19 protein-coding genes and 1 pseudogene are annotated in these 20,983 nt (G+C 68.7%); 12 read left to right on the top strand and 8 right to left on the bottom strand.

Annotated features, from left to right (window positions below):
* Window positions 1–300: 300 nt before the first annotated feature.
* Together ACFYNP_RS24650 and ACFYNP_RS24645 are read right to left on the bottom strand one after the other, a co-directional pair.
* Window positions 301–1,287 carry a deaminase domain-containing protein gene (locus ACFYNP_RS24650; protein WP_388788171.1) on the bottom strand — a complete coding sequence of 329 codons (987 nt, stop codon included), beginning with the start codon at window positions 1,285–1,287 and terminating at the stop codon, window positions 301–303.
* A 304-nt stretch (window positions 1,288–1,591) separates the two neighbouring features.
* Complete coding sequence (locus ACFYNP_RS24645) at window positions 1,592–1,912, bottom strand: hypothetical protein (protein WP_388788169.1); 321 nt, start codon at window positions 1,910–1,912, stop codon at window positions 1,592–1,594.
* A 615-nt stretch (window positions 1,913–2,527) separates the two neighbouring features.
* Between ACFYNP_RS24645 and ACFYNP_RS24640 the strand changes: the two genes are divergently transcribed.
* Together ACFYNP_RS24640 and ACFYNP_RS24635 are read left to right on the top strand one after the other, a co-directional pair.
* Window positions 2,528–3,475, top strand: a complete 948-nt coding sequence (locus ACFYNP_RS24640; RefSeq protein WP_388788166.1) for an FG-GAP repeat domain-containing protein — start codon at window positions 2,528–2,530, stop codon at window positions 3,473–3,475.
* A 447-nt stretch (window positions 3,476–3,922) separates the two neighbouring features.
* Window positions 3,923–4,372 carry a hypothetical protein gene (locus ACFYNP_RS24635; RefSeq protein WP_388788164.1) on the top strand — a complete coding sequence of 150 codons (450 nt, stop codon included), beginning with the start codon at window positions 3,923–3,925 and terminating at the stop codon, window positions 4,370–4,372.
* A gap of 235 nt (window positions 4,373–4,607) precedes the next feature.
* On the opposite strand, the gene ACFYNP_RS24630 is transcribed toward ACFYNP_RS24635, so the two are convergent.
* A complete protein-coding gene (locus ACFYNP_RS24630; protein WP_388408638.1) occupies window positions 4,608–5,264 on the bottom strand; it encodes an NAD(P)H-binding protein in 657 nt (218 codons plus the stop codon).
* 222 nt (window positions 5,265–5,486) lie between these two features.
* Between ACFYNP_RS24630 and ACFYNP_RS24625 the strand changes: the two genes are divergently transcribed.
* Complete coding sequence (locus tag ACFYNP_RS24625; RefSeq protein WP_388408636.1) at window positions 5,487–6,047, top strand: cysteine hydrolase family protein; 561 nt, start codon at window positions 5,487–5,489, stop codon at window positions 6,045–6,047.
* A 170-nt stretch (window positions 6,048–6,217) separates the two neighbouring features.
* On the opposite strand, the gene ACFYNP_RS24620 is transcribed toward ACFYNP_RS24625, so the two are convergent.
* From ACFYNP_RS24620 to ACFYNP_RS24600, 5 genes are all read right to left on the bottom strand, one after another.
* Window positions 6,218–7,093 (bottom strand): acyl-CoA thioester hydrolase/BAAT C-terminal domain-containing protein, encoded by an 876-nt coding sequence (locus tag ACFYNP_RS24620; RefSeq protein ID WP_388788161.1) that lies wholly within the window; start codon window positions 7,091–7,093, stop codon window positions 6,218–6,220.
* Between the two features lie 205 nt (window positions 7,094–7,298).
* Window positions 7,299–8,513, bottom strand: coding sequence for an acyltransferase family protein (locus tag ACFYNP_RS24615; protein ID WP_388788158.1), 1,215 nt, complete (start codon window positions 8,511–8,513; stop codon window positions 7,299–7,301).
* A 634-nt stretch (window positions 8,514–9,147) separates the two neighbouring features.
* On the bottom strand, window positions 9,148–9,393 hold the full coding sequence (locus ACFYNP_RS24610) for a hypothetical protein (RefSeq protein WP_388788156.1): 246 nt from the start codon (window positions 9,391–9,393) through the stop codon (window positions 9,148–9,150).
* Between the two features lie 1,093 nt (window positions 9,394–10,486).
* Entirely contained in the window at window positions 10,487–11,179 is a 693-nt protein-coding gene (locus ACFYNP_RS24605; RefSeq protein ID WP_388408627.1) for an alpha/beta hydrolase, read from the bottom strand.
* Window positions 11,180–12,237: 1,058 nt separating this feature from the next.
* A complete protein-coding gene (locus ACFYNP_RS24600) occupies window positions 12,238–13,503 on the bottom strand; it encodes a M14 family metallocarboxypeptidase (protein WP_388788153.1) in 1,266 nt (421 codons plus the stop codon).
* Window positions 13,504–14,388: 885 nt separating this feature from the next.
* Between ACFYNP_RS24600 and ACFYNP_RS24595 the strand changes: the two genes are divergently transcribed.
* The 9 genes and pseudogenes from ACFYNP_RS24595 (at window position 14,389) to ACFYNP_RS24555 (ending at window position 20,804) form a co-directional block, all read left to right on the top strand.
* Complete coding sequence (locus ACFYNP_RS24595) at window positions 14,389–15,006, top strand: dihydrofolate reductase family protein (protein WP_388788150.1); 618 nt, start codon at window positions 14,389–14,391, stop codon at window positions 15,004–15,006.
* Window positions 15,007–15,010: 4 nt separating this feature from the next.
* Window positions 15,011–15,898 carry an alpha/beta fold hydrolase gene (locus tag ACFYNP_RS24590; RefSeq protein ID WP_388788148.1) on the top strand — a complete coding sequence of 296 codons (888 nt, stop codon included), beginning with the start codon at window positions 15,011–15,013 and terminating at the stop codon, window positions 15,896–15,898.
* Between the two features lie 15 nt (window positions 15,899–15,913).
* Window positions 15,914–16,597, top strand: a complete 684-nt coding sequence (locus ACFYNP_RS24585) for an HAD-IA family hydrolase (protein WP_388788145.1) — start codon at window positions 15,914–15,916, stop codon at window positions 16,595–16,597.
* Between the two features lie 26 nt (window positions 16,598–16,623).
* Window positions 16,624–16,871, top strand: a pseudogene (locus ACFYNP_RS24580) (transposase); the annotation flags it as partial.
* 227 nt (window positions 16,872–17,098) lie between these two features.
* A complete protein-coding gene (locus tag ACFYNP_RS24575) occupies window positions 17,099–17,581 on the top strand; it encodes a DedA family protein (protein ID WP_388788143.1) in 483 nt (160 codons plus the stop codon).
* Window positions 17,582–18,003: 422 nt separating this feature from the next.
* Entirely contained in the window at window positions 18,004–18,618 is a 615-nt protein-coding gene (locus ACFYNP_RS24570; protein WP_388788140.1) for a hypothetical protein, read from the top strand.
* Window positions 18,619–19,522: 904 nt separating this feature from the next.
* Window positions 19,523–19,867 (top strand): hypothetical protein, encoded by a 345-nt coding sequence (locus tag ACFYNP_RS24565; RefSeq protein WP_388788137.1) that lies wholly within the window; start codon window positions 19,523–19,525, stop codon window positions 19,865–19,867.
* On the top strand, window positions 19,864–20,247 hold the full coding sequence (locus tag ACFYNP_RS24560; RefSeq protein WP_388788133.1) for a hypothetical protein: 384 nt from the start codon (window positions 19,864–19,866) through the stop codon (window positions 20,245–20,247). The genes ACFYNP_RS24565 and ACFYNP_RS24560 overlap by 4 nt, the downstream gene beginning before the upstream one ends.
* Window positions 20,244–20,804, top strand: a complete 561-nt coding sequence (locus ACFYNP_RS24555) for a hypothetical protein (RefSeq protein WP_388788130.1) — start codon at window positions 20,244–20,246, stop codon at window positions 20,802–20,804. The genes ACFYNP_RS24560 and ACFYNP_RS24555 overlap by 4 nt, the downstream gene beginning before the upstream one ends.
* Window positions 20,805–20,983 lie beyond the last annotated feature (179 nt).

Below are 20,983 nucleotides of genomic sequence, written 5' to 3'. Positions count from 1 at the left end.
TCAACGGGGCAGGCGCCGCACGGACGAGTTCCGGCCGTGCGGCCACCACGGCGCACGCGGTCGGCGCGCCGGGGTCAACACGGCCTGCTTCAGCGGCTGTTCGGGACCGGCCCGGGTGGGCCGCCGACCGGCTCCGTCCGGCGAGGACGGTGCCGGCACGGTGCCCGTCGTCCTCAGGGGCGCGGTGCGGCGGAAGGCGCTGCCGGTCGGACGTTCGGCAGCGCCGTCGCCCGCCCGTGTGCCCCTCCCCGCCGGGTGCGGTGGGGGAGAGGGGCAAGGGCGAGGGCCCCGAGGAGGCGGCTAGGAGGAGGCGGGGAAGGACTTCAGCCAGGTCCCGTCGTCCTGGGCGGTGGAGTCGGTGTAGCCGCAGCCGTCGGCCTGGGCCGCGGCACCGGGGTAGGCCACCTCGATGGTGACCTTGGGAAAGTCCTTGGCGAACGCCGCGACCGCGATCCGGCCGTCCCTGACGGGTCCGCGTTCGCAGTCCAGGCGGACAGTGCCCTGCTCGATGCCCGACAGCCACTGTCGGAAGGCCTGCGGGCGCATGACCGGCTCGGGCACCATCTGGGTGCTGAGGTCCAGGGCGATCCCGTCCAGGACGGCGGTCACTTCGTCGAGCGGAGCGGATGCCGGCCTCGGCGCCGGGTAGAGGTAGGAGGAGTGCGGCTGTTGGTCGATCGCGGTCGCGTTGCCGGTGTAGCGCTTGCCCGACTTCCCGCCGGCGAACTTCACGTCGAAGGTGCCGGTGGCCGCGGCCACCGGGCTGCCCGGGTAGGTCTTGGCCCACAGCTCGTCGCCGCCCTGCGCGGCGTCACCGATGCCGTAGGCCCCGTACAGGCCGCCACCCGCCTCGATCAGGGCCGCCGACCTGCCGCCGCGTACGGCGTTGCGGTAGCGCATCTGGAGGGTCAGGGTCGGGTAGTCCTTGCGGAAGTCCTTGATCACCGAGCGACAGGAGTGGCACGGCCCCATGTCGGAGTACAGGTCCAGCGTGCCCTTGCGGACCGCTGTGATGCGTGCCGTGTAGTCGGCGGTGCTGGTACAGCCCAGGTGGTGGTAGATCTCGTCGGCGAGAAGGTTCACCACTTGGCGTTCGGCGTCCTTGCTGTGCTGGCGGCCCTTGAGGGCGCCGGTCCAGTCGGCGGGCTCGGGGATGTCCTTGTAGTAGTTGTCCCCGCGCGGCGCCTGGTGCGAGACGCTCTGGAACTCCCCTTCGAGATCGGGATAGCCGATGAAGGCGATCGAATACGTCAGGGTCGCCTTGTTCGTGAATGCGGCGGTGGTCATGTGCTGAGCTCCCCCACTCCGTCACAGGATGTACCGGGCGCCCCCCGGCGCCCGAGCACGCGACGCACGGGACAACCCCGGCGGGCGGCCTCTGGTCCCTTCCCTTCCGCGGGGCCGGCCAACCCCGGCCAGGGCGGGGGAGCTTCGGGGATGAGGGCGCGCACGCGCATGCCCTCGGCGCGCAAGTCTCCGCCCGCGCCAGGGCCCCGTGCGCAGGAAGCCATGGGCCAAGGCCCCGTGCGCAGGAAGCCATGGGCCGAGGCCCCGTGCCCAGGAAGCCGTGGGCGGACGGGCTCGGCTGTCGTCAGTGGCCCCCCTTCGGCGGTTGGCAGGCGCTCCCGTCGGGATAGCCCGCGAAGGCGTCCGCCTTCGTGGCGTCGCGACTCATCGTGCCCTCCACGCACCAGGGAGAGGCCCCGAGGTCGATGAGGAACCCCACGCCCGTCGGCCCGTCCTCGTACGCCCGCACCTTGCCCGCGGAGTAGCCGAGCCCGGTGAGGGCCGCATGAGCGTGGTCCGGCACGAAGTCGCCTCGCCGGCGCAGCGGTTCGAGTGCTTTTGTCACGCGCGCCACGACGGCAAGGCCGTCGCAGCGACTCTGGCCGTGGAGCGGGATGGGCACCATGAATCCGTGGTTCTCGGCGTAGTGATCCGTTGGCGGCACGGTCGAGGAGGCCGAAGCGGTGGCCGAAGGAACGGACGGCTTGGCACTCTCACCGGGGCAGGGAGAGTCCACCGGCGCACTGGGCTGAGCCACCCTGGTCGGCGTGGCACGCGCGTCCGGGTCCGGGCCGGCGGCATCGCCTGCCCGCTGGGTGCCACACGCTGTCCCCAGCAGCAGTAGGGCGGCCGACAACGGCAGTATGCCGAGGCGAGCTCTCGTCTTCCCTCGTGTCGTCATGACTCGATTTTCACGCATGGCCTGGCGAGTTCGTCGGGTGCCCCTGCCGTGCATCGCACGGCTCGGACACAGGCCTGCATGAGTTGCAGCTTCGCCGCCCACCCACGGGAAACCGGCGAAGTCGAGCCGTTGCCGGGTCGGCCGGGCCGTGAGCCGCGCCGCACCGGCAGTGAGGGAACGTGGGAGCCGCCGGCCACCCCGCGGGTTCCTTGCCCGACTGCGTCCACCTGACGAGGTCCCCTGTGAGGGGGCTGTGAAGGATCCATGTATCGTTCGAACAGCTATGTCGCGGTCCATACCAATCGCGCCATCCTCTACGACCAGCCGGGGGGCTAGTTCATGAAGTTCACCAAGCGCCGCGCGTACCAGCGCGCGCTCGCCGCCACCGCCATCGCCGCGGTGATGGGCACCGTCGCAGGCACCGCCGTCGCCGCCGGGAACCCGACCGACGCCAAGGAGCAGCGCGCAGCGGCCGAGACCCAGCACCGTAGCCACGGCCCCGCACGGCTCGCCGCCCCGCGGGCCGCCGCGCCCGGCCAGGTCGCGACGCCCAGCTTCTCGATGACGGCCGTCGACAAGCAGACCGGGAACCTGTACCTGTACTTCCAGGACGGTCAGGGCGGCTTCAAGTCCCGCTACGACGTCGGCGTCAACTACGACTTCGCCGCGTTCGAGGCCGATGTCGACAACGACAAGGACGGCTACAGCGAGAGCACTTGGCACATCGACAAGAGCGGCGGGCTGAGTTACACCTACCACGTCTCGGAGTTCGAACTGGACACCAAGACCATCGGCGGGGGCTGGCAGATCTACGACAAGGTCCTCTCTCCCGGCAACCTGGCCGGCGCCGGTGAGGCCGACATGATCGCCCGCGACAAGGCCGGCGTGCTGTGGCTCTACCTCGGCTACCCCGACGGCCGAGTCGCTCCCCGCATCAAGATCGGTGGTGGCTGGGACGCGTACACCGAGATCGCCGGCCAGGGCGATCTGAACGGAGACGGCAAGTCCGACATCGTCGCCGCCGACAAGGCGGGTGTGCTCTGGCTCTACACCGGAACCGGAAACTACAACGCCCCGTTCAACTCGCGCACCAAGATCGGTGTCGGCTGGAACGCGTACGACCGCATCCTGTCGGTCGGCGACCTCAACGGTGACGGCCGCGCGGACCTCGTAGCCCGTGCCAAGAACGGCGATCTCTACCGCTACTTCGGCAATGGGCGCAGCAGTGACCCGTTCGACGCCCGTGTCAAGATCGGCTGGGGCTACAACATCTACAACCTGCTCTGACCGGTTGCTCTGACCGGTTGCTCTGACCGGTTGCTCCGACCGGCCAGTTGACTCCCCTTCGGCCCCCGCACCCGCCCCGGCAGTTACTGAGCCGCACCGCGCCCCACTCCAGGCGCACTTCCCTCAGCGGCTCGCCCGGGGCGGGCGCGAGGGCCACCACTGCATCAGGCCACCACCGCATCAGTGATCCACCGCACCGGACGGGGCTGTGGCACGACTCCCGGGGGGCTGGGACGGTGGCTGGAATCCGGTCGCTGGCCGCACACCCCCGGGCAGCGTGCGATGGCTGGGGTCTAGGTTCGGCCTCCGACGCCCGGATCGGATGACGGGTGGGTGGGCCGCCGCTGTCCAAGGACGGTGCCGGCTGGAGTCGACTGAGCGAACCGATAGGAGTGGTGTGCGGTGAAGGGCCAAGTCGGTCACAGAGGGGACCGTTCCCTAGCGGCGGTGTTACGCGGCAAGATGGCGGCGGTGGTGGGAGCAGTCGCGTTGCTCGCGGCGGTGTTCACGGGCGCGGGGGCCGGTACGGCCGGTGCCGTGGAGAGTGGCACGCGGACCGCCGCGGTGGGCGGATGGACCTGCCCCGGAGTGGCCGTTCCGCCTGGATACGTCATCACGATGTTCAACAGCAGCGGCTGCAACGGCGCGGGCGCGTGGTTGCAGCAGCCCGTCCGTGACGGAATATGGACCTGCTCGGGGTCACCGATCGTGTCGGGCTACGTCATCACCAACTACGACCGCAACGGCTGTAGCGGAGTGGGCGGTTGGTACCACCAGTTGGTGCGCAACGGCATCTGGACCTGCCCGTACTCGCCGATCCCGGCGGGGTACCGCAGCACCACGTATGACGCCCGTGGATGCAGTGGTCTCGGGGCGTGGCTCACCATTCGCTCCTGACGTCGGTCGCGATGTGCCACGTGCCCTGACGCGGTATGCGACCTGAGGTAGCCCGCGATCCGACGCAGCGGCCGGCTGGACGGTGCGCGCGATCGCGGGCAGTGCTCGCCGCAAAGCAGCGCGGGCGCCTCCCTATGAGGGGGCGCCTGCCCATCAGGGGCGGCCTTCGCCGCTGTCCCATACGGCTGTTCGCGGGCCGGTCCTCGCAGTGCACACCATGACGACGGTGTACGGGCTAACGTCGCCGCACGTTGGCCTTCACGGCGTCTGGGATGGGCGTGGATCCGGCGTTGAGTTCGAGAATCTGCCGACCGATGCGGGGTTCGTGCAGCAACTCGGCGAGAGTTCCGGCGACATCAGCGCGAGCCACCTGGCCGTGGAACTCGGCCGGGCCGAGTGACACCGTGCCCGTTCCGGGGTCGTCGACCAGCAGTGAGGGGCGAAGAATGAGCCAATCCAGATCGCTCCGGCTGAGCGCGATGTCCGCTTCTTTCTTCACGGCGAAGTAGTACTCGACCTCGCTGCCGAGGTCACGCTCCCGCCAGGACTCCGGGAGCACCGAAACCAGCGCAAGACGTTCGACCGCTGCACGGCGTGCCGCCTCGATCGTCTTCGTGACACCATCGCCGTCGATGGCCTTGGTGGTCTCCATGCTGCCGCCGTTGGATCCCGCGCTGAACACGATGGCGTCGACGTTGCCGAAGGCCGCCGCCAATGCTTCCACGGACAGGTCGGCGAGATCCCCCACCGTCGCCCCGACGCCGCGCGCGGCGAGGTCCACGCGCTGCTCGTCGCGGCGCACAAGTCCTTGAACGCCGTCTCCCCTGGAGAGGAGCTCCTGTGCAAGCAGGCCCCCGATTTTGCCGGTGATCCCCATGATGAACACATCCATCGTGAAAGCTCCATTCGTCTCGTGCGTCGAGGCGGGCGCAGTCATCCTCGGGCCGTAGGGGGCCAACAGCTCGATCAACAACGGCATTCCGCCGCAACTGGCGCTGTTACGTGACCAGTTGGCCTTTCGGCACCGCCGCCGGGCGTTCATCGACTCGCCCAACAGCTAGGTTGGTCCAGGCGACTCACTCCGTTGCCCCACACACAAAGAACGGCAGGCAAGGTGAACAGTGCGCTCCTGGTGATGGACGTCCAGCGGGACGTCGTGGCCATCGCCGATGACGGTTCCGGGTATCTGCCGCGTCTGCGCAGGGCGATCGACGGTGCCCGGGCCGCGGGCATCCCCGTGATCTACGTGGTGATGGGGTTACGGCCCGGAGACCCCGAAGTCAGCCCCCGTAGCAAGGTGATGGCCGACATCGTGCGGGCCGGTCTGTTCACCGAGGGTGCTCCTGGCACCGAGGTCCATCCTGACATCGCGCCCCAGCAGGGTGACGTCGTGGTGACCAAGAGAAGGGGGAGCGCGTTCTCGGGCAGCGACCTTGACTTGGTGCTCAGAACTCGTGGTATCGAAGGCCTCGTTCTCACGGGTATCGCGACCAGCGCCGTAGTGTTGTCCACCCTGTGGCGGGCCATTGATCTGGACTTCGGTCTGACCGTCCTGGCGGATGCGTGTCTCGACACCGATCCCGAGGTGCACCACATGCTCATCGAGAGGCTGTTCCCGCGGTGGGCAGATGTCCTCACTGTCGACGAGTGGCTCAAAGCCGTCGCACGGCGGTAGTGGAGGAGACCGTCGCGTCATGGAACTCCGGACGGCAGCGAGCGTCCTGTTGGTCCTGCACCGCGTCTTCGTCCTGCACCGCGGCTTGATCCTGCACCGCGTCTTGAGCCAGGCCGCGGCACCACATCGTCCCTGGCATGACTGCGTCCGGGCCAGCGAGTCGCCGGTCCTCACCCGGTACGCCCGAGAGGCCTCCCGCCGGCGATCGCGTCGAGGATGTGGGGCCATGCGGCCTCACCGAGGAGCGCGTCGGCTTCAGGCGTACCTCCGTACCGGAACCACGGGGACGCCGAGGCGGGGTTTTCGCCCGGCAGGCGGGGCCGGTGACCGGCATCGTGGCGTGCGATCAGGCGCGAACTGGCGCCGGTCGAGCGTCGGCGTCGCACCAGTTCTTCGGCGGAGGGCAGAGACGGCCACATCGCGTCGTCGCCACCCGCGACCAGGATGAGATCGGCCCTGGCGGCCTCCACCGGAATCTCCGCTGCCGGAAGGAGGCGGGAGAAGGTGCGTTCGCTGAGTTCGTACCAAGCCCGGACGGCAACCGGCGGTTCGGGGGAGGGCCACGAGTCATCCATCGGTACGAAAGGCAGCGGCCGCTCCTGCCACGTCCAGGAGGAGCGGTACGGGTATTGCTCCCCGTCACGTCCCGGACCTACGTTGCACCAGACGCGCGAAGCAGGTGACAACGCGACGACCACATCCACCCGCGGATCGTGCACCGCGGTGAGCAGGGCGGCCTCGGCTCCCTTGGATGCGCCCAGAATGATGATGCGCCGCGCTCCCTCCCGTTGAAGGGCGTCGACGGCGGCCGTGAAGGTCTCCAGCGGGACCTCGCAAATCCCCGGGGTCTGCCCGGGACCGCCGAACCATCTGATCGCAAGGGCGACAGCGCCCTGCCGGGCGAGGAGACGCGCGCGCTCACGTTCCACACGCCCGCTGGACCCGGCCAGTACCAGCACTCCCACCTCACTGCCTCGCGCAGGAGCGACGAGAAGGCCTTCCCACGGTTCGGTCAGCCGGTACTCGGCGATGTCCACGATGCCCATGCGCGCTCCTCGTCTCTCCACACCTCTCGTGATCCCGTCTCATCATCCCGGGCGGGTACTTGTTCCGAGTTCGGCGCCCGGCACGCTGCTGACGGGACCGGAGGCATGACGCGCGGGCGCCCGAACGGGCCATGCCGTATGCCGCATGCCGGTGCGCCGGCAGCGCCTGGCGATCAGCAGCGACGCCCTGTTCCGCGTGGGTGAACTAACGGGATGAACTGGGGGCGACGCGTCGCCACCGAGCGGGGATGTGCCGGACGAGCCACCGGTTGGCGGGCTCTTCGACGAGGCTGTGGAGGACCCAGGAGAGCGCGGTGACGAAGAGACCCATGCCAAGCAGGGTGAACAGGGCTGAGTTGTTGTCGGGGATGCGCCCCCACTCGTAGGTGGCCCAGCGGCTGATGGAGTGGTGGAGAAGATAGAAGCAGTAGGACCAGGTACCGAGCAGAATGAGGGGCTTGCTGTTCATCACGCCGCGGTGTCCGGCGACCTCGCGCTGGACGAAGGCGACGATGAGCAGCGCGGCGAGCACTGCGAGGGTGGGGCGCAGGGTGTATTCGAGTTGGGCGATGCCGGCCTTGGACAGGTAGAGGCGGGCGTGGAAGTAGCCGTAGACGTACAGCGCGAGCAAGCCGATGGGGATCGCCGGGTGGAGCCGGGGCCGCCAGCCGCGCTGAAGGGCGACGGCGAAGGTCATGCCGAGCAGGAACTGCGGCAGATAGACGACCGGGTGCCGCATGACCCATGCGGCCATCGCGGTGGAAGTGTGGGTGACTGCCCACCAGTTGACCGCATACATTCCCACCAGCCCGAGTGCGGACAGGGCCGCCAGGTGAACGGTGCGCAGCCGGACGACGATCCGCGCGAGCAGCGGGAACAGTGCGTAGAAGAGGATTTCCACGCTCAGCGTCCAGGTGACCGGGTTGCCGGGCAGCGACGGGTTGATGTGGGGGAACCAGTTCTGCACGAGGAAGAGCGAGGCGATCACACCGGGCCAGTCGATCGTCAGACGCGCCTCGACGTAGAAGACGTAGACGGCCAGGATCGCCGAGACCAGCACCGCGGGCCAGATCCGGGCGGCACGTCGCCAGTAGAAGGCGATGGGATGTTCGTGCGGCTTGAAGACCCAGGTCAGCAGGAAGCCGGAGAGGACGAAGAAGAACGTCACGCCGTGCGCGCCGAGCTGGGAGTACGGGAAGATCGCGGGTGCGCGTCCGAGTCCGGTCTTTCCGCCGAGGCCGGTGAAGTGGTGTGCGAAGACCGCGAACGCGGCGAAGAACCGCAGGCTGGTCAGCGAATCGAGGCGGCCCGGCAGACCGGAGGGGGCTATGGACGAGGCTCTGCCCGCGCGCCGGATGAGGATGCTGCGAGGGGAGGTGGCGGCGGCTCGCGGAGGCGCTATCGGAGGTGGCGTGGTCACGGTGCTTCCTGAGTTGGCTGGTCGCGGGACGCGTGTCGCACCGCGTGCCGGGCTCCGCTGTCGAACAGCAAGGGGCTCGGTGGAAGAGGAATGAGCAGACGGGTCGCTGTCTGCAAGAGGGGCGCTGCCTTCGAGACAGGCCATACGGATTGGGGTTGTTGGTCAGGTCGGGCGGCGGTCGGGCGGCCGGCAGGCTGAGCTGAGCCGTTGCTCCTGGCCGATCGGTGCTGAGGGGAGCGCGGACCACGTCCTTCTCGCCGTCGTGCCGAGGGGCCGAGGGAGTACGTGTCTGCCCACCGACTGTGAGGAGTTGCGCGCAGGGTCCGCGGTCCGCCGCCCCGTGAGCGCGGTGGCGGGAGCGTCGGTCAGGGGCCCGACTCCCACGACTGTGGCGAACACGGTCGTGGCCCACGCGATGCGTGAACTCTTCGCAGACATAGGGGTCCTCTGTGCTGTGGACGTCGAGATCTCTCCAGGCGCCTGGAACTGACTCCGGCGCACAGGGAAAGGGCTTGTGCCGCATCGCGGCATTGACGGTTCGGTGGCGCGCTCGGGCCGGTTGGGCCGAGCGCGAAGGGTGTGAGCGCGGTCCGTTTCCGAAGGCCGGGACGGACGGTGTGCGTGCCTCGGTGGCTCAGCCGGTGACCCGGACTCCGCCCAGAACGGACTCGGCGCTGCCCGAAATGCCCTCTTCGAGGAACTCGAAGTCGCCCCAGGAGACGTCGACAGTCGTAGTCGTACTGTCTGTGGTGAGGTTGGCGATAGCCGGGTGGTCCGGAGCCGTCGGGTGGAGGACGCATGGGACTGTCGGCGTGAGGTGTCCGCTCGTGTCCGTGGCCTGGAAGCATCTCTTCCGGGTGCCGAGGACGTGGTCGGTCACTTCAGTGACTTGATCCGCGGGGTGGCGCTGTCGCAGTCGGCAGACGTTGTCGTGTGGCCATCGGCCTTCATGAGCATGGTCTGCTTCTCGCTGAGGGTCTTCGCCGAGTTCCGACGGGCGGAGGACTCGGCCGCGGAGGGCGGAGTCTCGCGGGCGGCCGCCGCTGCGCAGTTGCCGCCGAAGCCGGGGCAGGTACCTCCATCACGGCACTCAGTGCCCCGACTGCCACAGGCCGGACTATTCGTCGCTTGAGCGAGGTCACTGATGTCCTTTCAGGCATGGGTGACCGCACATCAGCATTCCCCCCACACGCATGTAATGTTTGTGTAAATCCCCGCAAGAAAGTACCTCTTCTGTGAAGGTCACGTCATCACCGGAAGGCGTGAGCTGCCTCACAGCAGCTTCACAGCGTCTTCGCAGGGTTGCCTCTACCGGCGGCGGGCTTCCACAGGCCAGAGGGCCTTTGGGGGGTCGGGGCCAGGCGTCCTTCAGGGGTGGGATGCGGTTGCGATCCGGACGGGTCTCGCGGAACTTGTGAAGGACGCGTAATGTCACGAGATTGCGCGCCGGGGCGGATTTCTGCGATCTGCAACTCGCTTTGTCGACAAACAGGCTGAGCTCGACGCGATAAGCGGAATCCCGACCGGTGGGCCTTTGCCCCAAGCAATAGGGGCGCCCTTGGGCCGACGCTACGGGCTGCGAGATCCGGGGGCGGCGGTACGGCGGCTAGCCCCCGCAGTTGACGGTAGCGGCGGCTGCCCCTGGTTGGCGGTGCGGCGGCGAGCCCCGTGGCAGGGCTCCGCGCGGCAAATATCTGCGTGCTCGGACGGCGACTCATCGCGCGTGGGCGAGAGCTCGGGGACGGTCTCCGGCTTGTGGGAGGCCGGTCGTTGCCAGCGCCCTTTTCAGCCGTAGCCGGCATGCCGAAACCGCCCTCGCCCGCGCGAGAGCGTGCGGCTGCCGAGCCGGCGGGCCATCGCCCTGGGCGATGGCCGACTCGCCCGCCGGCTTGACCTGGCCGTGCCTGCACGGGTCGAATCCACCCCTCCGGCCCGAGATTTTCCTGGCCCGAGACTTCCGGCCCAAGCGCCAACTACACCTCGGGTCCGGCTTGATCGTCGTCGGCAGCTCGCTGACGCTGGATCAGGTCAGCCACGGCCGTCGTGCGGCTCAGGTAGGGCGAGTGACTGGTGTCCCACACTTCCGCGTGAGAGCAACGCCCGGCGAAACGGTCGGGAAGTGGAGTCACGATGGTGCGGTCCCGCTGTCCGCGGAGGTAGACCGACGGGGTGTCCCGCCAACTCACGTGCGTGGGTGTCGCGTCGAAAATCGACAGAGGTTCCGGACGCAGCAACTCCAGCGCACGCGTGGCCGCCGGCTCGCTGACGTCGCCGAAGAGTTTTGTCCGCGCATCGTCCAGGTCAAGGTGAAGGCGCCCGTCCGCGTCCGGCAGCGCGAGCAACCCCTCCCCGGGCTCGCCAGGAGTCGCCGCGAGGATTTTGGCGGGTGACTCATCGACGTCGAGGATCCAGCTGTTGAGGAAGACTAACGAGGCAGCGCCCCGTACCGTCCCGGCGGTGACACCCCCGAAGGAATGCCCCACCACCACCGGCGGCCGCGATGAGCTCGACACCATGGCCTCGACCTTCGCGGTGCTCCCGGCGAGCGACAGGCCGTAGAGATCGGGCACCTCCACGGACAAGCCCCGGGTGCGCAGCTGATCGGCAAGTTCGGCGTAGTGAGCGGGCTGGTGCCAGGCTCCGTGAAGAATGATCACATCAGTCATTTGGGCACGCTAACGTCAATTGCCCGGCCGACACCAGGGTCTCGCCTCGGCCCCGGACAGCGTGTGGCCCGCGTGCGAAACGCAGGCGACACGTGTCCAGACCCTCGCCTCAAGGCGCCTGTGCGTCCGCTCGCAGGCGGCTGAGCCCGTCGTCCGTGTCCGTCATCGGCCATCAATCGCCAGCCGCAAGCCACAGGTAACAGCGGCCGACGCACGGGGTGGGGCCGGATCGGTCACCGGACCGGGCGAAGGCCGAGACGCTGACGGTCGCGGTCATGAAGGTGGTGCACGAGCTGGCGTGGGGCGTACGCAGACCTGTCGGGTCGCAAGTGGCCTTCGGGAACAGGCGTGTTGGCGGCTGGACGGGAAAACGTCGAAGACCGTGCGGGGTTGGAAGCGCGAGAGCGGGCTGCCCGCCGGTTCCCCCGTACGGTCCCTACCGCGTTGCAGAGCCTGGTGGGCCGTCCTTGTGTAGAGGAGACACGAAAACCACAAGCCGTGTCGCACGAAAGGATTGTCATGCGTCTCCGAACAGGCATCGCCGCTCCGGTAGCCGGTCTGGCTGCTACAGCTGTACTTGTTCTCTCCATCAGCCCGGCTGCGGCCGCTACGGACCCTACGCCGCCGGTCGCCCCGCCGGCAGTGCCCGCTCTGCCAGTGACTCCGCCGTCGGTGCCTCCTCTGCCGGTGACTCCGCCGTCAGTGCCCCCTCTCCCGGTCACTCCGCCGTCAGTGCCCCCTCTCCCGGTCACTCCGCCGGCCCTCCCGGTCACCCCGCCCGCTAAGCCGTAGGGCGGAACCCCCGATGTCTCTGGGCCGCAGCTGTTCCAGCGGTCTGCCTCGGCCGTAGGTCGCCGCCTGTTGTTCGGCGTCACCGCTGGGGCGCCGCTGGACAGCCGGCCCGAGGCACCGGAAGCCATGAGGGCGGCGCAGACCGGTGCGGGCAGCCGTTCTGCGCCGCCAACTGCAGGGGCACCGTAGCCGTCGAGCCGCAGGGGCGCCGTAGCTGCCGAACGCATCTTGACTTCGCGAGGCTTCAGCGACCGTTTCGATGGGATTCAGCAACGGTTGATGGGCTCTGCCGCGGTCAGCCCGAAGTGGGCGCGGCCGTCGAGCAGGAGCGGCACCAATGAACGGAGCGGCTGACGCAGAGGAGCCACGGCCCCTCCATCCGGCATCCGATGCAACTGCAGTCCGTGCAGGGCGAGTTGGTCGCCGACCCGTTCGTACTGTGCTGCGGTGAGGCGATAGCCGCAGGGCGGGGGATCGAGGATTTCGGATGGCCGTGGGCGGGTGTTGTCCGCGCCGGCCAGATAGAGCGGCCCTTGGTCGCGGTGTCCGGCCAGGCGGGACCTGGCCGTGGCTGCCTCGATGGCTTCCCGGCGGTCCGTCACGAAGCCGAAAAGGCCGCCGAGCCCGGTCAACTGGGAGGTCACCCGGCGCCGTTTGTTGGTCTCCGGGCTCTTCCTCTCCGCCTCGGTCGCGGCGTCGACGCGACTCTCGATGAGCAGGGCAATCGCGTGCTTGACGGCCGCCGTGTTGCGCAGGATGCGTTCCTGGCCGTCTCCAGCCACCTGTTTGACGGGGGCGCCGGTGCTCGGGTCGCTCCAGATCCCATAGGTGCCAGTGCTGAAGCCGGCCCTCTGCGCTGCTCTTCGAACGTAGTCACCGGACAGGACCCGCGCCTCCTCGCGCAGCCCGGGGGAGGTGTTGAGGTTGCGCGGCCACAGGTCGAACAGGTCCTTGTCGTAGTACCCGGGGACAGGCCAGTACTCGTGCAGGTCATAGACGACATCGGGACGCCGGTCACGCAGGACCGACGCGATGGCGGCCGCCTCCGCGGTCCTCAGAGCCACGTGGTCGCGGTTGATGTCGATGCCTTCGGAGTTCTTGCGGGTGTTGGCGGCCAGGCCGTCCGGGTTGGCCGTCGGGACGACCAGGACCGCGGTGTGCTCCAGGAAACGGAGCGTCGTCTGATCCCTCGCCAGAGCGAGATCCCGGACCGTGGTGAGGCATGCTTCACGACCCGCCGGCTCGTTGCCGTGCTGGCTGCACACGAGGAGCACGGTGATGCTGGCGCGCCGGGCACCGATGCGTACCTCTTGCAGAGGACGGCCCTGACGGGTGGTGCCGATCCGTCGGACCGAGGTCCGCTCGCTGAGGCGGTCCACGGCGGTGAGGAACGACTGCTCCTGCTCCTGGCTGGTCCAGTGCGCCCCGTCACTGGTCTCGAAGCCGGTCCGCGGCATGGCTGTCGGCTCTCCGCCCGAGCCGCCGGCGACGGCGTTGGCGACGGCGAGACTACCGAAAGAGAGGCTGAGCATGGTGAGACCCATGACGATGCCAGTGGCGATTACGCGCCGATGCATAGCGACCCTCATCCCGTGCTACCGGATCGAAACCCCCTGGGGAATTCGACGCTAGACATCAGCCAACGGTTGTGCACTCCGTGAGAGCCGAAAGGCGCCTGCCTAGGGTGATGCCCTGTCGCGCCGTGCCTCAGCAGACGCTCGCAAAGCCATCTCGATTCCGCCTCTCGCCGGGTCCGCCTCTCGTCGGGCCTTCGTGCGGCCTGCCGTTTGCGCCGCCCGCCCCCAGTCGCGCCGCTGGCCCTTCAGGCCGCCGGCCATCGGCTCCCATGCCACACCGCCTACTGTCGCGGGCGACCAGAGTGCGCATGGAGGCCTCTGCGGGAAGACGTTCCACCGCTCATGACGAGCCCATGTCGAGCCCCTGACGAGCCCACGACGAGACCGCGACGAGGTGAGGAGCAAGAGCACGCCTTCCGCTTCCGCGGTGGTGGTCGTCCCGGGGTGCCTCGGCCGTCCCGCCCCCGATGACAGGGCGGGGGCGCTGCCCTGCCGGGGTCGCGGTCCGATGTTTCGCATCCGCTGTGGCCGGCATCGTCGGCCGGTTCCTTCAACGAGCGTGCCCTGCACGGCGGTTGATCGTCAGCAGGTACGTGTGTGCCGTGTCGGAGCGTTTCGCGGAGTGGAGGGAATCGGGAACTCCTACGCCCGCGACCGGTGGCGGCCACCTCTCCCGTCTCGCGGTGAACAACCTCGCCCTGAAGACGGCACGGGCCAAGAACTGGCAGGGCCGCCTGAACGCCCGGGGCTGCTGGGCCGGAACTGTCGACGAGTCGGTAGGGCGCTGCGCGTTTCACGGCCGACCGATGATTTCCGGCGGGGGACCGGGTCTACGCCGGTATGACTCGGATCATCGCTGACATCTCCATCTCACTCGACGGCTTCGTCACTGGGCCGGACCCCGGCCCGGGCCATGGTCTGGGCACCGGCGGCGATGCCCTCCACACCTGGGCGTTCTCAGACGATCCCCAGGACCGCCGCGTCCTGAACGAGAGGACGACCCGGTCCGGGGCCGTCATCCTCGGCCGACGGCTCTTCGACCTGGTCGACGGGCCGGGCGGCTGGGACGACAACGTCGGCTACGGCGCCGGAGAGGTCGGCAAACCCACGTTCGTCGTCGTGACGAGCGAGCCGCCGAGGTCCGTACGACTCGTCGACCTCGACTGGAGGTTCATCACTACCGGCCTGCTCGACGCCGTCATCACCGCACGCGCGTGTGCCGAGACCGCATCTACGGCCGGCGGCCAGGACCTGGACGTCGTTCTCATGGGAGGCGGGGCCCTCATCGGGTCGGCACTCGAAGCGGGCCTGGTCGACGTGTTGAGCCTGCACCTCGCGCCCGTCGTGCTCGGTACCGGGACCCCTTTGTTCGCCGGTGGTGCGCCCCACACGCTGACGCAGCGGAGTGTGACCCCGACATCCACGGCGACGCACCTGACCTACGACGTCGTGCGGTGATCCGATGACCACTGTCAACGTCAGTGACGTCAGCAGGATCGATTTGGGCATCGAGTCGTTCGGTGACAAGAACGCGCCACTCGTCCTGCTCGCGGGCGGGACGACGATGCTCTCCTGGCCGGACGCGCTGTGCGCGCGCCTCGCCGCCGGTGGGCGTCGCGTGGTGCGCTACGACCTGCGCGACAGCGGAGAATCGACGACCGCGGACGTGGAGGCGCCCGCCTACACGCTGCGCGACCTCGCCGCTGACGCGGCCGCCCTCGTGGACGTGCTCGGCGGGGGGCCCGTGCACCTCGCGGGCATCGGAGTGGGCGGGATGGTCGCTCAGGTGGCTGTGCTCGACCATCCGGGCGCGTTCTCGGCGCTGACTCTGGTCGGCACCCGCGCGGTCGCCCCTGGCCCGCCCGACGACGACCTCCCCGACCATGACCAGGCGACGATGAGCCGGCTGTTCGCACGTCCGATGCCCGACTGGGCCGACCGCGCGGCCGTTGCCGACTTCATCGCGGCCGGCGCTGAGATCCTCGGCGACGACCCCGTGGCCGCCCACGCTGTAGCCGCACGCATCTGGGACCGCACACCCGGCACCACACCCCCGGTCCACATGGCGAACCAGATGGGCATGGTGTTCTCCAGGCTCGACTGCACCCCGCGCTGGCGGGAGCGCCTGCCGGAGATCGGGGTGCCCACGCTCGTCGTCCACGGCCGTCGGGACCGGTTCTTCCCCGTCGGCAACGCGGAGGCGATCGCGCATGAGATCCCCGGAGCGGAGCTGCTCGTCCTCGACGGGGCGGCCAGCGCGATCCCGGAGACGTCGGTCGGCGAGGTCGCTCAGGGGATGCTCGCTCTTGGCTACAAGACTTGTCCCGCAAACTGCCCGCGCAGAGCCTGATGGCATGATCGAAGCGTGATCAGTGAACCCGGCCGGCCTGGTGCGAGGTATGTCCTGTTCGATGTCGATGGCACCTTGATCGATGCCGTGGACAATCAGCGCCTGATCTGGCGAACGTGGGCGGAGCGTTACGGGCTGGACCCTGACGAGGTCTACCGAGTGGCGCTACAGACGAGGCCGATGGAGACCTTCGCGCAGGTCGCTCCGGACCAGGACCCTCGCCAGTGCCTGACCGCACTGCACGAACTGGAGGACGAGGACGTCCGCACCGGCACCTATACGGCATTCGACGGTGCTTCGAAGCTGCTGAACACTCTGCCGCCCGGGGCCTGGGCGTTGGTGACGTCGAACTATGAGCACCGGGTACGTGAACGTTTCGCACGGACGGGCTTGCCGGTCCCGGAGGTCCTCGTGGACGCCGCCGCTGTAGCGGAAGGCAAGCCGTCGCCGGTGCCGTATCTCCAGGCAGCCGCGCGGCTCGGTGCCCGACCGGAGGACTGCCTGGTCGTCGAGGATGCCCCCTCCGGGGTGCAGTCCGGGCTGCGCGCCGGGATGACGGTGTGGGGCGTCAACACCCCCGCAGCGGTGGACGGTGTGCATCGCCACTTCGGTACGTTGCGCGAAGCGGTCCGCGACATCCTCGCCTTCGCCTCCGGACCCTCCCCTCACCGCCTGGAGGAGTCTTCCTCAGCGGAGTGATCTTGCTGTGGCTGGTGTGAGCACGGCGTCGCCGCTTCGCCAGAGACGCCGTGCTCATCGTGGATGGCACCCTGGTGCCCACCGCGACCACACGATCGCCGAGCAGTCCAAGCACTACAGGTACTCCACCAACCACCAGGTCGTCATCGACGCCGACACCCTCCAGGTCGTCGTGGTCGGCCGCCCCCTACCGGGCAACCGCCACGACTGCGAGGCGTGGGGGCAATCCGGTGCCGAAGCCGCCATCGGGAAGACGATGACAGCGGGACAAGGGACGCCGGAAGCCAGATGGCCCGTATGCGCATTCGGTTAGGCTGAACGTGGCTGACGTGCGGGTTTACATATAGAGGTTCCGGCACCGAAGGTGGGAACTGTCGGACGGAACGGGTGGAGGCGGGGCGCAGGTGAGAGACGGTGACCGGGCTTACGCCCACCGGGGGCACGACGCCATGCGGGCGAGACACGTGACGCGTCTCGGCTCGGAGCCTGGGACGGGGCGTCGTGGATAAGCTCGTGCTCACCGCGGGAGCCCTGTACGTCATCGTCCTGCTCCGCGCCGCGGGGACGTTCGCCGTTGGGTGGCTCACCGCTGCCGGTGCCCGGCGCAGCCGGTTCGCCGAGCGGTTCTCCTCGGCGAAGTTCCGTCGCGTCGAGGGGGCGATCCGGCGGTGGGGCGCGCCGGTGGTGGCTGTCTCCTTCCTGACCATCGGTTTCCAGACCGCCGCCAACTTCGTCGCGGGCAGCGTGCGCATGCCGCTGTCGCGCTACCTGCCCGCCCTGTTCGTGGGCGGAGCGGCCTGGGCACTGATCTACGCCACGGCGGGACTCGCCGTGTTCAAGATGCTGGGAAGGTTCTTCGCCGAACAGACGACCCTGGGAGTGTCCGCTGTGGCAGCCCTCTGCCTAGTGGCGTGCGGGGTGGTGGTGTACCGCCGAAGGCGGGCGGCCCTGTCTCCCGGCGACGTCGTGGCCGAGGAATCCTGAGCCGGTCTCGTGGAGACGGCAGCTCGCGGGCCCGATCCGCAGTCGGCCTGCGGATCGGGCGAGCCGGGATCAGGAACTCTCCATGGTGCCCCGAGGGGCCAGGGTCGTAGCGGCGGTGCCCCGGCCGCCAATACACGGGACCTTCGTCCGTCTGGCGGGTCCCGCTTTCCCCCAGCTCCCGGTTCCCCGCTCCCGGCTCCCGGCGTCCATGGTGGCCCTCATTCGTGGCTGGCCTGCGCGCGACACAGATTCCGGCGCCTGGGAATTCCATCGAACCGCTCAACTCCCCGTATCTCAGGGACTGTTGTGGGCAGATGGCGAGTGTCACAACGCTCCTCGCCGTGGGTTCCCGCAAGGGCTTGCCAGCGCCGTACTGCGGTACAGGACGGGCGGTTGGCGGCAGTATGAGGTATGCAGGCGGGATGGAAACCGAACGGCTTACCTTCGATGGATGGATCGCCGCCGTGGGGACGGGTTCGGGCACCCGTGTAGTGGTGGGCCACTGGCCGCGGTCTCCGTTCGGTGCGTTCAGTGACGTCATGCTGGAGCGTGCTGATGGGTGGCGGTTGCTGCTGGCCCCGAATGCGGCGACGGCTGAGTACGTCTCCGCGGTCTACCACTTCGACGAGGTCCGACGCGTTGAGGTGAAGGTGGGCGTGCAGAACGGCGTGTGGGATGTGACGGCGGGCTCGTTGGACCTGCGGTTCGCCGTCGGGCGTCGGGGAGTTCTGGGACTCGCGCTGCGGGCGGTCCCGCGCCCGTTGGCCAGCAGGCCGCTGTGGGCGGCGGTGGCGGACGGGCCCGCACGGCTGATGACCGGCGTTCGCACCCGGGGCAGCTCACGGCCGGGTTGTCGGCAGTGGTACGCGGCCGGTGACCTGCTGCCGATCGTCTCTGCCCGGGCCCGGTACGACGGCAGCGACCTCGGCCCGTTGGCCCCTGTCTCCCCGCCTGTGCGTTTCGGCTTCGGCTCGGCCCCTGCCGCTCCGGCCCTGGTACGGGTCGTCTCCACCGTTGAGCGCAAGCGCTCGGCCTGATCGACCACGATCGCCGAACTCGTCCCACCCTGATGACGCAGTAGGTGAGCAACCACGTCTTCCTCCCGCGTGCGCGTCTCGCGTGCGCGTCCAGGCACCCGGCCACGGGAGATCGCCTGATCAGGTTTGGCCGGGCCAGGGGGTTAGTCCGCGTTCCGTGAACAAGCTCGTGGGGGAATGTCGCAGACCGTGTTCCGCCCGCCCGCGCGCACTCGCTCAGGTCATGCGGAGGCTTGTGGATCTGTATGCGTCGGCAGGGCGGCGAGCGGGACGCCGCTTCGCGCTGCCGCGATTCGCCATGCTCGCAGCTGGGCTCGGCTGCGGGGCCGGAACTTGGGTTCTTTGCCGCAGCCACAGGGCTCACGACCCTCGTAGCGCAGCCCCTCGTTCAGTACGGCAGCCACGACGGACCATGCCTTGCTGTCACGGCGTCGTGGGGCCGCGAAATCGTGGCCGGCGCAGACCATCGGCTCCGAGCATCGGGGACATGTGTGCTCGCCAGACCCGGGGTGTCGCTTGAACGCCACTCGGCAGTGGAGGCACGCGTAGTGCAGCTTGTAGGGCTTCTCGCCGTAGTGGCACACATGGTGAACGTACACGGCGGTGCGGCAGCTGACGAGACGTTTTCGCCGCCCGGGTCATGAACAACTGAGAGTCCGGAGGAACTCGCATGAGGCTCGGCTGTGTATGGCTCGCTTCGGCCTGGGGACCCTTCTGCGGAATCCAAGCTGTCAAGTGGCACCGAGGAGGCCGCCGGTTCGAACAGCCGCTGGCCGGTTGAGGCGGAGCAATGCTCTGAGCTTGTGGATTGGTGTGGGAGGGACGCGGAGGGCGTGTCTTCCCGAATGATCCGTAAGGTTTCCGAATGGGCCCGCGTTGCAGCGCGGGTTGGGAAGGCATGCCCGTGCTCAGCGCAGTCACCGATCTCGGCTCGCCCCAGTCCGGCTCCTTGATCGACCAGATCGTCCACGAGGGAGACCGACGGATGCCGGCCGCCGCGCTGGAAGCGGAAGTCAACCAGTACAGAGCCGAGTTGGCAGCCGAGACCGACAAGGACGGGCGGCGCCTGGTGGTCCGCAACCGCCACCACCGGCCCCGGACCGTAGTGAACGCGGCCGGTCCAGGTCGCCGCTCCCCGCGTCAACGACCGCCGCGCGCGGTCACCGGGGCCCACCTCGTCGCCATTGTCCGCTCCGGCGCCCGCTTCGAGGTCGGCGTCCTGGTCGAGCGCGTAGAGGCGGTGGCATGACCGAGCACGCCAACCATGACAAGCACTCGGTCAAGGTGGAACTGCAACACGCGGCCAAGGTGGAACTGCAACACGCGGCCAAGGTGGAACTGCAAATCGACCAGGTCACCGTCGTGACCGCGACCGAGGCCACCGCCACCGTGCGGTGCACACTCGGGCCCGTTCATCGCGGAGCCCGCTTCGGCCACATCCGCGATGCCGTGGAGGCCATCGACCTGGAACTCACGCAGATCCTCGCCCATCACCGCTCCGTCGAGGAGCTCGACTCCGTCCACACCGCGCTCGTGACCCTCCAAGGCCAAGGCGTCCGACACCTCGCGTCAGCCGCCCCGGGGTCCCGCTGGCAGGTCATCCAGGGAACCAACCCACCTACATCATGAGCAACACATCCATAGGTATTGCCCATTGCGCGGTGAGGCGTAGGCGGGAAGACTCACCTGTTGTGTACATGGGGATCTCTGGTTACGAGCCGTCCTTCCTGACCGGGATCGCGGCGATTCGGCAGGCTCACGAATCACGTCTGGCGACGCTCGTTGGTCGGCGGCTGACCCGATGCGCTCTGGTGCGCTTCATCGAGGACGGAAACTGGTTCGCCGACTGCCCGGTGGTGCTGGATTTCGACGGCCTTCAGGTGGAGGTTTGCCACTCGAAGCTCGATGAGCTCTCGATCGGCTGGAACACGATCGACACAGCAGCAACCATCACCGGATGGGAGTGGTTGGAGCTCACGCCGCAGTGGTCTCACTACGATGAACGTCTCGAACGCTTTGTCGGCCGGGAACTGCGCGGGGTCGCGCTGCTTGAGTGGCGGCCAGTGGAAAGGGACCTGGCAGCTGGAATGGTGATGGTGGAGTGCGCATTCACCGAGGGCTGTCTGCGGATCATCAACGGCCTCGACGAGAACCGCATCGAGATCGGTGCGGCTCAGCCGGATTGACTTCAACTCCGGCTCGTCCGGGCCGTGCTGCGGCCACGACGGTCCTGTCACCCCAGATCGGCGGAAGGCGGGGCCAGCGGAGTCGGTCGGCCAGGCGCACTGGACGTCACGTGACCGCACCCCGGCCCGCGGCCGGCACATGAACCACGTTCCAGGTCGTACGGATGGCTACCGCGGGG

Origin of the sequence: Streptomyces sp. NPDC006691, assembly GCF_042869955.1 — a bacterium.
Classification (GTDB): Bacteria; Actinomycetota; Actinomycetes; order Streptomycetales; family Streptomycetaceae; genus Streptomyces.
The sequence above is the reverse complement of the archived record's forward strand: the minus strand, read 5'-3'. Positions and strand labels throughout refer to the sequence as shown.

What these genes read in the sequence shown, in the direction of transcription:
- ACFYNP_RS24650 (WP_388788171.1), bottom strand. Translation starts at nt 1,287, where the DNA reads ATGACCACCGCCGCATTCACGAACAAGGCGACCCTGACGTATTCGATC.
- ACFYNP_RS24645 (WP_388788169.1), bottom strand. Translation starts at nt 1,912, where the DNA reads ATGGTGCCCATCCCGCTCCACGGCCAGAGTCGCTGCGACGGCCTTGCC.
- ACFYNP_RS24640 (WP_388788166.1), top strand. Translation starts at nt 2,528, where the DNA reads ATGAAGTTCACCAAGCGCCGCGCGTACCAGCGCGCGCTCGCCGCCACC.
- ACFYNP_RS24630 (WP_388408638.1), bottom strand. Translation starts at nt 5,264, where the DNA reads ATGGATGTGTTCATCATGGGGATCACCGGCAAAATCGGGGGCCTGCTT.
- ACFYNP_RS24620 (WP_388788161.1), bottom strand. Translation starts at nt 7,093, where the DNA reads ATGGGCATCGTGGACATCGCCGAGTACCGGCTGACCGAACCGTGGGAA.
- ACFYNP_RS24605 (WP_388408627.1), bottom strand. Translation starts at nt 11,179, where the DNA reads ATGACTGATGTGATCATTCTTCACGGAGCCTGGCACCAGCCCGCTCAC.
- ACFYNP_RS24600 (WP_388788153.1), bottom strand. Translation starts at nt 13,503, where the DNA reads ATGCTCAGCCTCTCTTTCGGTAGTCTCGCCGTCGCCAACGCCGTCGCC.
- ACFYNP_RS24595 (WP_388788150.1), top strand. Translation starts at nt 14,389, where the DNA reads ATGACTCGGATCATCGCTGACATCTCCATCTCACTCGACGGCTTCGTC.
- ACFYNP_RS24590 (WP_388788148.1), top strand. Translation starts at nt 15,011, where the DNA reads ATGACCACTGTCAACGTCAGTGACGTCAGCAGGATCGATTTGGGCATC.
- ACFYNP_RS24570 (WP_388788140.1), top strand. Translation starts at nt 18,004, where the DNA reads ATGGAAACCGAACGGCTTACCTTCGATGGATGGATCGCCGCCGTGGGG.
- ACFYNP_RS24560 (WP_388788133.1), top strand. Translation starts at nt 19,864, where the DNA reads ATGACCGAGCACGCCAACCATGACAAGCACTCGGTCAAGGTGGAACTG.
- ACFYNP_RS24555 (WP_388788130.1), top strand. Translation starts at nt 20,244, where the DNA reads ATGAGCAACACATCCATAGGTATTGCCCATTGCGCGGTGAGGCGTAGG.